Source organism: Vibrio sp. Vb1554 (assembly GCF_033344235.1).
On sequence record NZ_JAWPOJ010000019.1, the window covers coordinates 86,764 to 102,457 of the forward strand.

Annotated in this window: 10 protein-coding genes; 5 read left to right on the plus strand and 5 right to left on the minus strand. The window is 46.5% G+C overall.

Going from position 1 to position 15,694, the window contains the following annotated elements; translation table 11 throughout:
- Nucleotides 1-55: 55 nt before the first annotated feature.
- The 3 genes from lhgO to R8N28_RS16265 all read right to left on the minus strand — a co-directional run bounded on the left by lhgO (nt 56) and on the right by R8N28_RS16265 (nt 4,519).
- Complete coding sequence (lhgO, locus tag R8N28_RS16255; RefSeq protein ID WP_053307131.1) at nt 56-1,288, minus strand: L-2-hydroxyglutarate oxidase; 1,233 nt, start codon at nt 1,286-1,288, stop codon at nt 56-58.
- 8 nt (nt 1,289-1,296) lie between these two features.
- Nucleotides 1,297-3,420, minus strand: a complete 2,124-nt coding sequence (locus R8N28_RS16260) for a TRAP transporter permease (RefSeq protein WP_009705104.1) — start codon at nt 3,418-3,420, stop codon at nt 1,297-1,299.
- 88 nt (nt 3,421-3,508) lie between these two features.
- On the minus strand, nt 3,509-4,519 hold the full coding sequence (locus R8N28_RS16265; protein WP_017635521.1) for a TAXI family TRAP transporter solute-binding subunit: 1,011 nt from the start codon (nt 4,517-4,519) through the stop codon (nt 3,509-3,511).
- A gap of 836 nt (nt 4,520-5,355) precedes the next feature.
- Between R8N28_RS16265 and brnQ the strand changes: the two genes are divergently transcribed.
- A complete protein-coding gene (gene brnQ, locus R8N28_RS16270; protein WP_065275105.1) occupies nt 5,356-6,666 on the plus strand; it encodes a branched-chain amino acid transport system II carrier protein in 1,311 nt (436 codons plus the stop codon).
- A 103-nt stretch (nt 6,667-6,769) separates the two neighbouring features.
- A complete protein-coding gene (locus R8N28_RS16275) occupies nt 6,770-7,978 on the plus strand; it encodes a GGDEF domain-containing protein (RefSeq protein ID WP_065275104.1) in 1,209 nt (402 codons plus the stop codon).
- Between the two features lie 43 nt (nt 7,979-8,021).
- Here R8N28_RS16275 and R8N28_RS16280 read toward each other — a convergent pair whose 3' ends face one another.
- Nucleotides 8,022-9,371: a sigma-54-dependent transcriptional regulator gene (locus R8N28_RS16280; protein WP_065275103.1), complete on the minus strand. Its 1,350-nt coding sequence runs from the start codon at nt 9,369-9,371 to the stop codon at nt 8,022-8,024.
- Nucleotides 9,372-9,549: 178 nt separating this feature from the next.
- Here R8N28_RS16280 and R8N28_RS16285 point away from each other — a divergent pair, with 178 nt between their 5' ends.
- Both R8N28_RS16285 and R8N28_RS16290 read left to right on the plus strand, forming a co-directional pair.
- The gene (locus R8N28_RS16285; RefSeq protein WP_065275102.1) at nt 9,550-11,610 is read left to right on the plus strand and encodes a sensor histidine kinase; all 2,061 of its coding nucleotides are present in this window, start codon (nt 9,550-9,552) and stop codon (nt 11,608-11,610) included.
- Nucleotides 11,611-11,757: 147 nt separating this feature from the next.
- Complete coding sequence (locus R8N28_RS16290; protein ID WP_065275101.1) at nt 11,758-13,149, plus strand: glycoside hydrolase family 1 protein; 1,392 nt, start codon at nt 11,758-11,760, stop codon at nt 13,147-13,149.
- Between the two features lie 84 nt (nt 13,150-13,233).
- On the opposite strand, the gene R8N28_RS16295 is transcribed toward R8N28_RS16290, so the two are convergent.
- Nucleotides 13,234-15,270, minus strand: coding sequence for a PhoX family protein (locus R8N28_RS16295; RefSeq protein WP_065275100.1), 2,037 nt, complete (start codon nt 15,268-15,270; stop codon nt 13,234-13,236).
- Between the two features lie 266 nt (nt 15,271-15,536).
- On the opposite strand from R8N28_RS16295, the gene R8N28_RS16300 reads away from it, so the two are divergent.
- A partial coding sequence (locus R8N28_RS16300; protein WP_318080727.1) for a 50S ribosome-binding protein YggL occupies nt 15,537-15,694 on the plus strand: 158 nt, incomplete at its 3' end.

A 15,694-nucleotide genomic window follows, 5' to 3' on the forward strand; every position in this document is an offset into this window, starting at 1 on the left:
AATATTCTAGAAAAGCATTCTTTTCGCTCATATATTTTAACATGGCTTTTTACTGTTAAACCGTCTCGGTTTTCGCCTCTATCTTCTCATTTACTTTATCGCAAATGTACTCTCCAATAGGCATTGCAGATGTCGCTGCTGGAGAGGGGGCGTTGCAAACGTGCAGGCTTCTGGCGCTTTCGGCAAACAAGAAGTCATGAACCAAGGTTCCGTCGGATAACACCGCTTGCGCACGAATACCCGCAGGATATGGTTTGAGATCGTCTACCTTGATGCTTGGGCAGTATTTATTGACCAGCTTGAGATAGCCCGGCTTCCACCACGAGTTCTTAAACTCATCCAATCCGGTTTTTAGATGCTTTTGTGTCACCTTCCAGAAACCGGAGAAGCTCAGCATTTGCATGGTATCTTGCAAGCTGAAGTTAACCTTGTCGTACCCTTCTCGCTTCCAGCCTTGCACCGCATTTGGACCTACGGTCACACTGCCATCAATCATGCGAGTCAGGTGGACGCCCAAGAATGGCAAGTCAGGGTCGGGAATTGGATAAATAAGATGATTCACCACTTGGTCGTGTTTGCTATCTAAGCGGTAGTATTCACCACGATAAGGGATGATTTGGAAATCGGTCGGAATAGACATCATCTTCGTCATGCGATCCGCCATCAAGCCGCTGCAAGTAACCAAGAACTTAGCATTGAGCTGCATGGTTTGACCGTCTGAAATACAGGTCAGTTGAACTTCTTCGTCCTTCTCTTCGGCAGCCACCACTTTGGTTCTCAAGCTGATTTGACCGCCGAGCTTTTTGAACTCTTCCGCCATCTGCTCAGTGACCAAACGATAGTCCACAATACTGGTGGTTTTGACATAAATCGCGCCCAATCCCGTGATGTTTGGTTCAGCCAGTTTAAGTTGAACTTCATCGAGTAGCTTTACGTCGATGCCGTTGACATGGCAGCGCTCATAGAGGGCATTCATGCGTTCGACTTCTTGCTCATTGGTCGCAACCAGTAACTTGCCACAGTTCTCCACCGGAATATCGTGCTCGGCGCAGAACGAAATGGTTCGCTCTACCCCACGCTTACAAAAATCCGCTTTTAAGCTGCCCGGTGCGTAGTACACCCCGGCATGAATCACGCCGCTATTATGTCCGGTTTGGTGCTGGGCAAAACCGGACTCTTTCTCAACCAATAAAATGGATTTGTCTGGATGACGTTGCTGTAGTTGCCATGCTGTCGACACACCAACGATACCGCCACCAACAATGATGTAGTCATAGACTGATTTCATACGACCTCTTATAAAACCGATAGTTGAGATTGTTGCAATTTGAACTTGCGACCACTGTAAATGAACACCGCGACAAATACCGCGCAGCTTGCCACACGAACCAACATTGGGATATCGTGCCAAACTAGCAATGTACCCACCACTACCAACAAGAGACGCGTCAGAATGTTTAGAGGACCTTCCAAGTAGCCTTCAATCGCACCAATCAATGCATAGGTACCGATGATGGCAAAGAAGCCTACGGTAATTACCGACGTCACATCCCAACTGACCAAGCCTGTATAGGCAATAAGTAGCGGTACAAGATACAAACCTTTAGCGATTTTCCACGCCATCAGGCCGGTACGCATTGGAGGTGTTTTCGCGATGGTTGCCGCTGCAAATGCGGTCAAACACACTGGAGGCGTTACGTTACTGTCTTGCGATAACCAGAAGATGATGAGGTGAGCAGCCAGCAATGCCAAGCCTACCGCTTCCATACCCAAACTTTGCTCTAGTAGGGTTTCCATAAAGTCCGCAGGTACTAGCGCCACCATTTCTTTCGCGGTTTCCAACGCCATTGGTGCATTAAGCAGTTCCAACTTTTCTGGCGCCGCCAACATGAAGATAGCTTTTGCTTGTTCAGGCAATTGACCCGACACCATCAATTCAAGCAATTGGTTTTCGGCAATTAACTTGTAAAGCGCAGGGGCAGACAGAGTACCCAATACAATATACGCCGCTGTCACAGGTAAACCCATACCCAAAACAAGAGAAGCGAGCGCAATCAGAACGATCATGATGAACAAGTCACCATTCGCCCAACCGTCGATCATCAGTGAGAACGTGTTGCCGATGCCTGTTGTACTGATCACGTTGATCACCAAACCGATACCCACCAGCAATACCGCGGTTGTCGCCATGTTTTTCGCGCCTTGCGAAAGTGCTTCGATGATCGCTTTTGGTCCCATCTTATGATCTTTCGAGAACCAAGAAGCCACGACCACTGAAATGATCGACAAGCCCGCAGCGTAAGTTGGCGTAAAACCTTGAACCAACAAAGTGACCAATACCGCCAGTGGGATAAGGTTGTGCCAACCGCTGATCAGCACTTTCAGTAGAGATTCATCGCTGGTCGTGATTTTTTGAACGCCGCTGCGTTTGGCTTCGATACGCACAAAGAACGCCACAGACAAGAAATAGATAAGAGCAGGAATGAAAGAAACGGCAATAATATCAACATAAGGAATTTGCGTGTAAGACGCCATTATGAAAGCACCCGCTCCCATCACAGGTGGCATCAACTGACCACCTGTTGACGCCGCAGCTTCAACCCCCGCTGCAAAGCGCGAAGGGAAACCTGCTTTTTGCATCAAAGGAATACTGATAACACCGGTGGAAACCGTATTTGCCACACTAGAGCCCGATACTGAGCCCATCAAACCGGAGCCAATCACTGCGATAAAACCCGGGCCACCAATGATTTTGCCAGCCGCAGCACGTGCCACATTGATGATGTAATCACCGACACCAGAGCGAACAAGAAACGCACCGAACAGAATGAACATGAATACGAAAGTCCAACTGATGCGTGAGATAGAGCCAAACATGCCCTCAGAAGAATAGAAGCTGCGGTAGAGCAAGGTTTCCATGCTCAAACCCGGGAAGTGGAAAATACCTGTCGCCCACTTACCCCAAAGCACAACGTAGCTTAAACACACCACAATCAACACTGGAATAAACCAGCCCATGGTGCGTCGAATCAGTTCGATAACAATCAAAATTGCCATGATGGCGAAGACCCAATCGCTGGTCACGAACTTCACACCGCGTTCATATAGCGCATCTTCGGCATAGGGAATGTAGAGCAAACACGCGACCGCGCCCATGGCAATCAACACATCGATGCCGAGTGCAATCTTACTCTGCTTGAGAGAGATATGAGCCGGATACCAAAGCGCACAAATCACCGCAAAGCCAGCAAAGTGGGTCGCGGAAATCCATAACTCTGGTAACGTCGATAAGGTATTAAACCAAATGTGCAAAGCAGACAACACCACGCCAAACACTGTGATTGTGGTGGTTACCCACGGAAAATCAGTGCGCGTGGGCAGCTCAAATTTCTGCAATTCCTTTTCTATTGAGTCGCTCATCTCATACTCCAAGCTCTGGCGGCTTTTTCCATCTTAGAAATCGGTAGGGATAAAATGCCCCGAGCCGAAACTCGGGGCGAAGTTGGCGTTATTTCGCCATTAGGTCTGATGGGATTTCGATGCCCATTTCTTTGTAGTAACGCACCGCACCTGGATGAAGAGGCACTGGCAAGCCAGCGATCGCTTTCTCAATCGCCATTGCTTTGGTTGCTTTATGAATGCCTTGTAGGAAAGGCAGGTTCTCGTAGATCGCTTTGGTTAGCTGGTAAACGTCTTCTTCCGAGATATCTTCACGAACTGCCAAGAAGTTAGGCTGTGCAATGGTGGTGATCGGCTTATCTAGACCCGGGTACGTGTTCGCTGGGATCTCGTACTTCGTCCATAGGTTGTAGTTGCCGTTCGCCTCTTTGATTTGCTCGTCAGTAAACGAGAGAATCGAAATGTCTTTACCCAGCGCAGCAAAAGCTTGGGTTACTGCACCAACTGGCACACCCGCAGGCGTGTTCATGCCGTCAATGGTGCCGTTTTGAAGTGCGCTCGCACTGCCGCCGTAGCCCATGTACGCAAGGTTGAATTTATCAGGGTCGACCTTCAGACCTTTCATGATTTGGCGACCAGAGTTCTCAGTACCAGAATTCTTCTTACCGATAGAGAACTTCTTGCCATCGAGGTTGTTCAGGTCAGTCACTGTGCCCGTTTTTGCTAGGTCAGAGCGAACAATAAAGTGCTCAACGTTTTGCCACAGCATAGAGACTGAGCGCAGTTGTTCTTGGCGACCGCTCTTCTCATAAGGACCTTCACCAGACCAAGCCCACGCACCGTAAAGACCTTGTAGAATCGCGAACTGTGCTTCGTTTTCATTCAGCAGTTTAACGTTTTCACCAGAGCCCGCAGAGCTGATTGCAGAAAGGGAGAAGTGGTGCTTTGGTGCCAACTTCACTTTGCTTAACGTCGCCAACGCTACGCCCACAGGGTAGTAAGTACCACCTGTCGATGCCGTTGCAAGAATATAGCTACGATCTTCTGCCGCAGCGTTAGCAGCAATACCAAAAGAAGTCACAGCGACAGCCAAAGCTTTTACCAGCTTATTCATTTTCATTATTACTCTCCGTGTAGTCGTTTCACGATTGGGGATTTACATCATGTTAAACCTTTATTAACAACACATTCCCTAGAGCAATTGAAATGCCAACTTTTAACCCTTTGTATTTATTGAACTAAGAGCTGAAAGACATCAAAAATGAGCAAAATCATGCTGATTTGATAGCAAAGTAATGAGCAAGATCTTGCTCATTGAAGAGGAGAAGGTTGCACGCCTAGATCGCAAAAGGTTAATAAAATGTGATCAAGACAAAATAAATGCACGATTCACTAATAAGCAATATTTTGCCGATGCAATTTTGGATTGAATTGCAACTAATGAGCGTCTTAACAATAAGAAGAAAAAGCGCATCATTCTAAACTGCTCAATTTATCAGCTGAGGTTTATAGCCTAAACGACTACAAATAGCACAAAAATACAGCAAAGAAAGCCATGTTACAAAAATGAAAAGTCATTTATTCTAATTTTTAATTTAAAAAGCAGCTCGATCCACCAGTTCAGAAATAAACACTGACCGTATCAACTTATTTTCTACTTCGGGGTTGTGCCAATGGCCCTATGTTCGTTAGTGTAACAACACGCCAAGGCAAACGTATTCCTTGGTATTTTTTCGTCTTTAAGGATCACCCATGTCAGCAACTGCGCAATTACAATTCGCTTTAAAACGCCCATCTGGCGTTGCTGCTGCGATCCTCCTGCTCTCTCTGAAACTGATTCAGAGCTGACAGGCTATATCTAAACTTTCTGTCAGCTTGAGAAGAAGCTGACGGGAACACCACATACTCCTCCCATTCCTTTCAGTTTCTTCCAAGCGAAACATAAGAGGAATAACAATGTTAAGCGCACGCAATATCGCCGCTTTGGGCTTTATGACTTTCGCCATGTACTTAGGCGCGGGTAACCTGATCTTCCCTCCATTTTTGGGTTACCAAGCAGGTGAAAACTTTCTGAGCGGGATGTCTGGCTTCCTCTTGACGGGTGTAGGTCTGCCTGCGATGGCACTAGTGATGGTGGCTATCGTAAACGGTTCAGATAAATTAACCGCTGCCCTACCTAAACCTTTGGCGACCAGTTTCTGGGTGATGGTGTTTATCGTGATTGGCCCTGCGTTCGTGATTCCACGTGCAATTACCGTGGCTTACCAATTCAGCTTTGCGCCAATGTTTGGTGATGCAGCTTTGGTGCCTTTCACTATTGCCTTCTGTGCTATCACCATTCTATTTGCCCTATATCCGGGTAAATTGGTCGACAACCTAGGCAAGAGCTTAACGCCTGCCTTGATGGCAATCTTGATCATCATGTCTGTGACGGCTTTGGTTTCTCCTGCAGGTGAGCTAACTGCCGCAACGGGACCATACCTATCTGGCGCATTTGCTGAAGGCTTGACCCAAGGCTACATGACCATGGATGCGCTAGGTTCTATCGGTTTTGGTTGGATTATCTTCCGCGCGATTCGCAGCATGGGTGTTGATTGCCCGAAAGCCACCGCAAAATACACGCTAATCGCAGCTTTGATGTACGCGGTTGCCATGGCGTTTGTTTACATCTCATTGGCTTACATTGGCTCGACAAGCTCATACTTGGGTTCTGAGTTCAGCAATGGTGGCGACATTTTAACGGCATTCACCTTCAGCCACTTCGGCGCATTTGGTTCACTATTACTAGGTGCCGTGATGGTATTAGCGTGTTTGACTACTGCTATCGGCGTAACCACCGCAGGCAGTGAGTTTTACGACAACACCTTCAGCAAAGTGAACTACAAAGGCTGCGTTATCACGACCATGGTATTGGCAGGTTTAATCGCCAACGTAGGTCTGGAGCAACTATTGGCTATCACATTACCAGCGGTTGTGGCGCTTCACCCAGTCGCGATTGCGTTGATGATCATGGCACCAGTGCGCAACAAGATGTCGCAAATCATGGTCGTCGCAACCGCATTCACTGCTCTAACGTTTGGTTGTGTTGATGCGCTGCACATCCTAGGTTACATGCCAAGTTCCACTGATGAGTGGATGGGTAATTACATGCCTCTGTACAATGACTTTGCTAGCTGGATTATGCCTAGCGTATTTATGATGATTGTTGGTCTGCTGTTTACGACGAAAACCAACCAAACCGAACAATTCGAGCTGGTGAATGAATAGCCGTTTAACATAAGACATCGCTCAATAAGTGCGTTACTATGTAGCTCGCTTATTGATATCAGGCAAAGGAGTTGCCTGAATGAAAGATTGATATGGGTCGCCTATGGATAATCAGTATCTAGACATCAGAACACTGAACTTTATCGTTATTCTGTTCTCTTGCATTTACTCTATTAGTCTGTTTTGTTATCAATACACTCAGGGTAGAGTCAAAGGCTTAAAAACCTTCTCGATATCACTACTGTTTATTGGTTTAGGCCCTTTTTTACTTGGCTTTAGAGGCTCTGCGCCAGACTGGCTGACCATCGTCATAGCCAACACTCTCATATTAGTCGGCTTCTTGCTTACGCTATATAGCGTAAGCATTTTTCGTCAATATCCTTTAAAATTGGCTCACTGTCTTACCTTGTTAACACCTGTTTTCAGTGGTTCATTTTACTATTTCACCTTCCATGACCCTTCTATCAAAAGCCGCATTATTTATCTGAGCATGTATATTTGTATCGTCACCTTCTTTAGTGGTGTCGCCATGCTTAAAGGTACCCAAAAGGACTTAAAGCTCCCTGTTAAAGCAATGTCTTACTCTTTCTTTGGATTTAGTTTTTTTATGGGATTTAGGTCGCTTTGGAGTACTTTTTCAGGTGAGTTACCAAGTTTTATGGTCGCAGGCCTTATCCATCAGCTGACTTTCTTATTTAGCATCTGCCTGATCGTTGCTTTGAGCTTTAGTATGCTGTGGTTAATTAACGGACGCTTGGTGCAATCCATTAATGATCTCTCTCATTTAGATGCACTCACAGGGCTATATAATCGTCGAGCCATGGAAGAAATCGTTCCAAACTTGGTTAGTAAAGCGTATAAAAAAAGCCAAGCAATCAGCATTATTATGACTGATGTCGACAAGTTCAAAGCGATTAATGATCACTATGGTCACACGGTTGGCGACTCCGTCATGGCAACGATCTCCACTATTTTTAAAAAGCATCTTCCTGAGTCAGCCTGCATTGTGCGATTTGGTGGTGACGAGTTCATGATTGTTTTGCTCGAAAAAGCACAGCAAGCCAAAATTTTCGCAGAGCAAATTCGCCTTGCGGTCGAAGCTGAAACCGCTTTGCAATCATTTAAAACTGAAGTGACCATGAGCTTTGGTATCAGTCAGTTATCTGAGGGGCAATCACTTCAAGAGGCACTTGCTGAAGCAGACGAAGCGCTATATAGCTCTAAACATACAGGAAGGAACCTCGTTACCTTGTTTGGAGAAGGGAAAGACCTAAATTATAAGTTTGTCCCAGCTCCAGCCAAAAGCGCATAACGTGTTTGTTATGCCAGTAATTTCGAATTAGCTAGAAATCGCACTAAGTATAGTCGGAGCGATTCAAACCAAACTTCTGCATCTTTTGGTTAAGGGTTCGACGTGGTAAATCCAACTCCTGCATCACCTCATTGATGCGTCCATGATGCCTGACTAAAGAATCATGTAGCACCTTACGTTCAAAGTTATGTAGCTGAATCGCCAACGGCACGCCCGCATGCGTCTCTTCGGTTGTTGAGGATGGCCTACTGGAGAGAATTTCCATCACGGAGACGGTTTCATCCAATGCAAAACGCATCGCTACATTCCTAAGCTCACGTACGTTACCGGGCCAAGAGTAAGCAAGAATGGCCTTTCTATCGGCTTCACTCAGCGGACGACTCTCAGGATTACTTTTCAGAGCAAAGTGTTCGAACAAGATCAACGCGTCTTCTTCTCGCTCACGTAGCGGTGGCAAATAGATCTGCGCCACATTAAGACGATAGTACAAATCCTGACGAAACTCGTCATGATCATTGAGATCTTCTTTCGCGGCGGCGATCACTCTTAAATCAACCGAGATCTGTTGGTTACCCCCAACGCGCTCAACCGTATGTTCCTGTAATGAACGCAACACTTTCACCTGCATGGACAGCGGCATACTCTCGATTTCATCAAAGAATAAAGTGCCTTTATCCGCGTATTCCAACTTACCAATGCGCTTTTTACCCGCTCCGGTAAATGCCCCTGCTTCATGCCCAAACAGCTCACTTTCAAACAGGTTCTCAGGAATAGCGCCACAGTTGATTGGCACAAAATGATAGGATCTGCGTTGGCTTTCATTATGCAAACTGGTCGCCACCAGCTCTTTACCACAACCTGTTTCGCCGTAAATGATCACGTTAGTATCAATGCGTGCTAACTTGGCTACTTGTTCTCTAAGCTGTTGCATCACTCGGCTTCGGCCAATCAGCATTTCTTCTAAGCCGCTAACGCTAGATAGATACTCTTGGCGATCTTGAGTAGACGTTTGTGCGCGATAACTCTCGACCGCATCGGTCACTCGCTGGGATAGGCGCTCAGGTTGGAAAGGTTTCTCGATAAAATCAAACGCACCGTTTTGCAACGCCCCAACTGCCATATCGACATCACCATGTCCGGTGATCAAGATAACCGGCGTTGGAATGTGATTGGCAATCAGGCTTTCTAGTATCGACAAGCCGTCGGTGTCCGGCAGGCGAACATCACTGACAATCGCATCAAATTCTTGGCTAAGAATGGCGGCTTTGCCCTCCTCCCCCAAACTAAACGCGGTCACGTCGAACCCCGCCAGTTGCAGCCACTGACTGGTAGCCTGACGAACAATGTCATCGTCTTCGATAAGTGCAATTTTAGGGATGTCGTCAAAAGCCATGAGTTACTGCCTGCTTTATGGGGTAGGAAAGAAATCGATCTTTATTAACGGTAGCAAAAACCACTGAGGAGAAAAGGAGCTAGATCTCACTTCTTGCTTACAAGTCTTTAACATCCAACCAGTTAGGCGCACTCTTTAATGACTGTTGGTGAGAACGCACTAGCTGAATGGAGTCGGTATGCAGCGCAAAAGGAATGGCAAAACATGGCTTGTGGTCGCAATTGCGGCAGTGCTGATGTTGTCTTGCTATAGCGCCAGCAGAGAGGTTGCCCGTCAGTGGTTGAGTGTACAAACTCAAACCGAAGCTCAACAAAAACTGCTCGACTATATCGGTGAAGTTCGCCGTGCACTCAAACGCTTCTATCACTTGCCTTACCTTGTCACCAATAATCCGGAAACCATCGCGTTTGTAAAAGGAAACCGGACTTATTACGAGCCATTGCAAACCCAACTGACTCAGCTAGATAAAGCCGCCAATACGGAAGGTTGGCTAATCCTGTCTAACTCTGGCGAAGTATTGGTCTCGAGTTTAATCGAAGAGCGCTTTAGCCTATCTGACCGAAAAGCCATTGTGGAACAAATTCACAATCAAGGCGGCGGTGTTTCCTTGGTGAACAAAACCAAAGGTTCGAGTCCGTTGTATTATCTTGCAGCCCCTATCTACGACGGTCTGGATATAGCAGGCATTGTGGTGGTGCAAATCAACCTCAGCTTATTGACCGAACAGACTATTACTAGCCAAGACATCATTACGTTGCAAAATCGCCAGCAACGCTTTTTCCTATCGAGCAGCTCGCTCTATAACGCTGACTGGTTTAACGAACCGAGCAACACCGTTCAGTTAGAAACGCAGCGCTTATACGACAACACCAATATCAGTGTGTGGACGCTCAATCAGCAACGCTATTTTGCGCACACCGTAAAATTGGATGATTTGAATTGGTACGTAAGCTACCTCACCCCTTCTAAGCCGATTCAGCAAACCATCAACGTAATTGGTTGGAGCGTAGCAGCGCTGCTCTTGTTAGTTGTATTACTCGTCATCATTGGTCTACAACGTCGCCAAAAGCACATCAATCAACAGCGAATTCAAGCCCTGTTGGAAGAGTCTCAACGCCGCTTGAAACAGATGATCAATAAAACCCACGTTGGTTTGCTATTGATTGATGAACAAGGGCAACTGTTCGATCTCAACCCGATGGCGAAGCGTTTGTTCTGTTTACCAGAAAGCGTCAATCGACATGCTTTTGCTTGGGAGTTATTCGATGCAGGCAATCCTAATTCCACCACACTTAAGTTGCTCAAGGACTTACCTAAACATAAAGAGCTCGCAGAGATCAGTACCGTCGAAACCATTGCCAGACGCAGTGACGGAAGCGTCTTCCCTGTCCTCTTCTCGCTGACCAGTTTCCCTTGGCATGGCGAGCAGTATTTCCTTGCAACGATCATCGACATCAGCAAGCGGAAAAAAGCTGAGCAATCGCTGCAACAGGTCAACCAAGAACTGGCGCAACGGGTAGAAGAGCGAACTCAAGCGCTAAAAGAAGCGCAAAGCCAGTTAATTGAATCGAGTAAAATGGCCGCCTTGGGTCGCATGTCGAGCGCGATCACTCATGAACTCAATCAGCCACTGACTGGTTTGCGTACCCTGCTCACAACAAACGAACTGTTAGCAGAACGTGGCGAAACCGAGATGATGAAAGCCAACAACGTATTGGTGCAGAAGCTGATTGATCGCATGGCGAGCATGACCAGTCAGTTAAAGACGTTCGCCTACAACAAACCAGAAAGCCTACAGGCGATTTCTCTTACCTCCGCACTCGAAGAGACCTTGCGCGTTTATCAATCCCAATTAGACAAGGTGGATGTGCGTGTTCGAGTTCCTCACGATTTACCTAACATCATGGGTGAAGAACAGCGACTGCTTCAGGTGCTCGGCAACCTTGTCTCGAACGCATTGGATGCGATGGGCAACACCACTAATCCTCAGCTCAACTTGATCGTCAACCCAACCGGTAATCAGGTCGAACTGATCGTCAGTGACAATGGCTGCGGCGTGTCGGATGAGATGCTTGAATCCATGTTTGAACCCTTCCAAACCTCAAAGAAAATTGGTGAAGGCTTAGGGCTGGGTTTAGCGATTACGGCTAACAATATGCGTGATATGAACGGACAAATTACCGTGCATAAGAATGAACAAAATGGGCTGACTTTCACTCTATTGTTCAAATCAGCCTAAGTTGATATTGATTACAAAATCATCATTAGAACTAGGCATCCCCGCTGTTTGAGAAAAACACGATCTCGATACAAGAATCCCTCCTTGACCTACACTATTCTCAAGCAAATAAGACGAATAACTTCCGAACGATAAAGAGTGAGAAACATGATTAAGTTTCCTGAACATTTTCTTTGGGGCGGTGCCATTGCTGCAAACCAAGTAGAAGGGGCGTACAACCTTGGGGGTAAAGGGTTATCGACATCAGACATGCTGCCAAACGGTATTTTGAGTCCGCATCAAACCCGTGAAGAGCGTACACCGGGTATCAAAGACGTGGCGATCGACTTCTACAATCGCTACCCAGAAGACATCGCGCTGTTCAAAGAGATGGGCTTTAACTGTCTGCGTCTCTCTTTGGCATGGAGCCGCATCTTCCCGAACGGGGACGAACTAGAGCCTAACGAAGAAGGTTTGGCGTTCTACGATAAAATTTTTGACGAACTTGCCGAGCACAACATCCAACCTTTCGTGACCTTATCTCACTACGAAATGCCTTACGCACTGGTTGAAAACTATGGCGGTTGGGGCGATCGTCGCGTCATCGAATTCTTCGAACGTTATGCTCGCACCGTGCTGGAACGCTACAAAGACAAAGTGAAGCTGTGGTTAACCTTCAACGAAATCAACATGTCTCTACACGCACCATTTACTGGTGTTGGTTTGCAAGAAGACGCCAATGAACAAGAGATTTACCAAGCGATTCACCACCAGCTAGTCGCAAACGCAAAAGCGGTAAAACTGTGTCAGCAAATCGTATCAAACGGCAAAATTGGTAACATGCTGCTTGGCGCAATCAACTACCCATACACCTGTAACCCTGATGACGTGCTTGCTGCAATGCATGAAAACAACAAGTGGTTGTTCTTCGGTGATGTACAAACGCGTGGTCAGTACCCAGGCTACATGAAGCGTTACTTCCGTGAAAACGGTATCGAAATTCAGATGGAAGCAGGCGACTTAGAAGAAATTGCATCGGCAAGTGTCGATTTCATCTCATTCAGCTACTACGCAAGTGGCTGTGCAAGTGCGGATCCGAAACAGAAAGAAGTGGGTAACATTGTCGATAGCGTACCAAACCCATACCTTGAAAAGAGCCAGTGGGGTTGGTTGATCGATCCAAAAGGCCTGCGCATTCTGCTTAACTTCCTTCACGATCGCTACCAAAAACCACTGTTTGTCGTAGAAAACGGCTTAGGTGCACGTGATGAAATCGATGAAAACGGTGAGATTCAAGATGATTACCGCATCGCTTACTTGAACGACCACCTTGTGCAAGCACACGAAGCGATTCTGGATGGCGTTGAGTTGATGGGCTTTACCAGCTGGGGGCCAATCGATTTGGTCGCGAACTCAACCGCTGAGATGAGCAAACGTTACGGCTTTATCTATGTCGATCGTTATGATGATGGGCAAGGAACGCTAGAACGTAAACGTAAGAAAAGCTTTTTCTGGTATCAAGACGTGATTCGTACTTCAGGCGGTTCATTGAAAAGCTAAGCCTGTTGTCTAGGTACAAAGTGCAACTAGGCATTCGCCTAAACCATCAAGCCCTGCAATTGCAGGGCTTGAATTTTAAGGTGTTTAAACTGCAATCTCTCCACCGTCTTCACGGCGAATAACCACTGTCGCCGCTCGTGGGCGCACAGAAACACCAGCAGGCGTTTCTTCGGCTGCATCTTCACTGTATGGCCAGTTGCCTGGGTGCTGAATATTCACAAACAATGATTTGTAATCAGGGCTGATGGTAAAGCCTGTTACTTCACAACCATTTGGTCCGACAAAGAAGCGTTTCAATTCAGCTTGATTATCCGCACCAATCACAGCTTGATCACCATTCTCATCTGTTAGCTTAGATGGAACAACAGCCAACATTTGATCATTGGTGTAAGACGTGACTTCATCTGCGCCGTTATCAGTCTGAATCCACAAAATACCACGGCCATCAAACGCTAATCCGTCTGGGCTCGCAAACTGGTTTAGCTCATTCAAGCCAGAACGGTTGGTATCTGCATCACCATTTGCTGGCGAACCGAAGACAAAGATATCCCAAGTAAAGTCAGTTGCTGCAGCACCTTCATCCCAACGAATAACATGACCAAACTTATTATTCAAACGTGGATTCGCAGGATTGGTTTCATCTGTACGGCGCGTATTGTTCGTCAATGTTAAATATACTGAACCCGTGAATGGATCAACCGTACACCACTCTGGTCGATCCATTGGTGTTGCCCCAACTAAATCCGCCGCACCCGCAGTATTGATGATAATTTCAGCCAGTGAATCAAAGTGATCCGCTAACGTACCACCAGCGGTTGTTACGCTATCAAGCGTTAATGGTAACCAAGTACCTGTGCTGTCTTCATTGAAGCGCGCCACATACAGTGTGCCTTCGTCCATGTACTTGTCACCCATCGCCAAGCGGTTATCAGGGTTAGCATCTGCTGGATCCCACGCTGCCGCAGATTCAAATTTGTATAGGTATTCAAAGCGAGAATCGTGGCCAGAATAAAATACCACTGGTTTGCCTTCTTCAAGCTTACCGAAAGTACAGCCCTCGTGACGGAAACGACCTAGCGCAGTACGTTTCTTCGCACGTGAGTTTTGCGTGTAAGGGTCAATCTCGACAATGTAACCGTGACCATTGGCTTCATTACGGTAATCATCCATCGCACTTGCTCCTGTTGGAGCCACATTAAAGCGAGAGAACTCATCAAGACGCTCTTCTGAATTTCCTGCTAATGTCTCCCACAAGTAGCGTGTACTTTGATCATCGACACCAATGCGATCTTGCTCTTCTGTACGAGTCCCGGCATTAACAAAGTAACCTGGCCAGTTCTCTTCACACGTTAAGTACGTGCCCCACGGCGTGTAGCCGTTGCCACAGTTGTTTAACGTACCACGCGCTTGGCTGCCATCTGGCGAGAAACGAGTGACAGTTAAAGATGTGTGGGCCACCGGGCCAGACAAATCCATGACTGTCGCACCAGTATAACGACGGTTTAGTGGATCGGTATCAACCAACTTCCACATGTTGTCTTCCAGTTGAATGCGAACCACTGACACACCGTGCGCGTTAATCTCTTTGCGCACTTCATCTACAATGGTACGTACGCCATTTTCAACCGTCGGACCATTTGGATGCAGTGCTGATGTGTCGATGTACTCGTGGTTAATACATAGCAAGCCATCTGTAGTGCTATCGTTCAATGGGAAAAAATGCATGCCGTCATGGTGCATGCCTAGCGCATTTAACTGATCGGTACTGGTGTTGGTACCATCATTTTGCCATGCGCTGCCTTGCGCATTAAGTGGTGTTCCCCAAGGTACTAGTACTTGTGCGGTGTAGCCTTGTGGAATTGAAACTGCGTCAGTGAGTGAGCCAGGGATAGATTCAAAGTTAAGAACGGCTTTAGATGCGCCCGAACCACTGCTTACTGTACTCCCTGAGTCAGACGAGTTACAACCAGCCAATCCGAAAGCACCAAACGCTGTCATCGCACTGATACCTAAACCACCTTTCAGAATGCTGCGTCGAGATAGGCTCGCTTCTAATACTTCTTCAAATGGTTTGTTTTCACTTTGGTTATAACGCGTCGCGTCAAAGGTTTCCTTGCTCATTTTTACTTTCCCGATCTTATAGTTTAATTAATAAATAAGTGATTAGTTGAACGGCAAGAAGTTTGGATAAGAAAAATGACAAAAGTGCTTAAAACATATGAAACTTGTGTTTCAACAATACTGCAAACCAACCAACACAGCTAACGAAGCAATTAAATTCTGGTCACATAATCACCAACTGTATCGCTTCATTCTGATTTTACTTGGGCTAAAGTATGATAGAAGGTATAAGGTGTACGAAATCAAATCATCTACGAGAGATAATCATGAAATTAGACAAGATCGATAACAAGAGCCGTCGTATCCGTAAAAAGCTGTTCTTAGGTGAGTTCGCAATCCTAGGTTTCGAGATCAGCTGTGAAACAGACATTAACGACTTCGACCGTTACGATGCATTCGTTGATGACTTTATCGACTACATTGA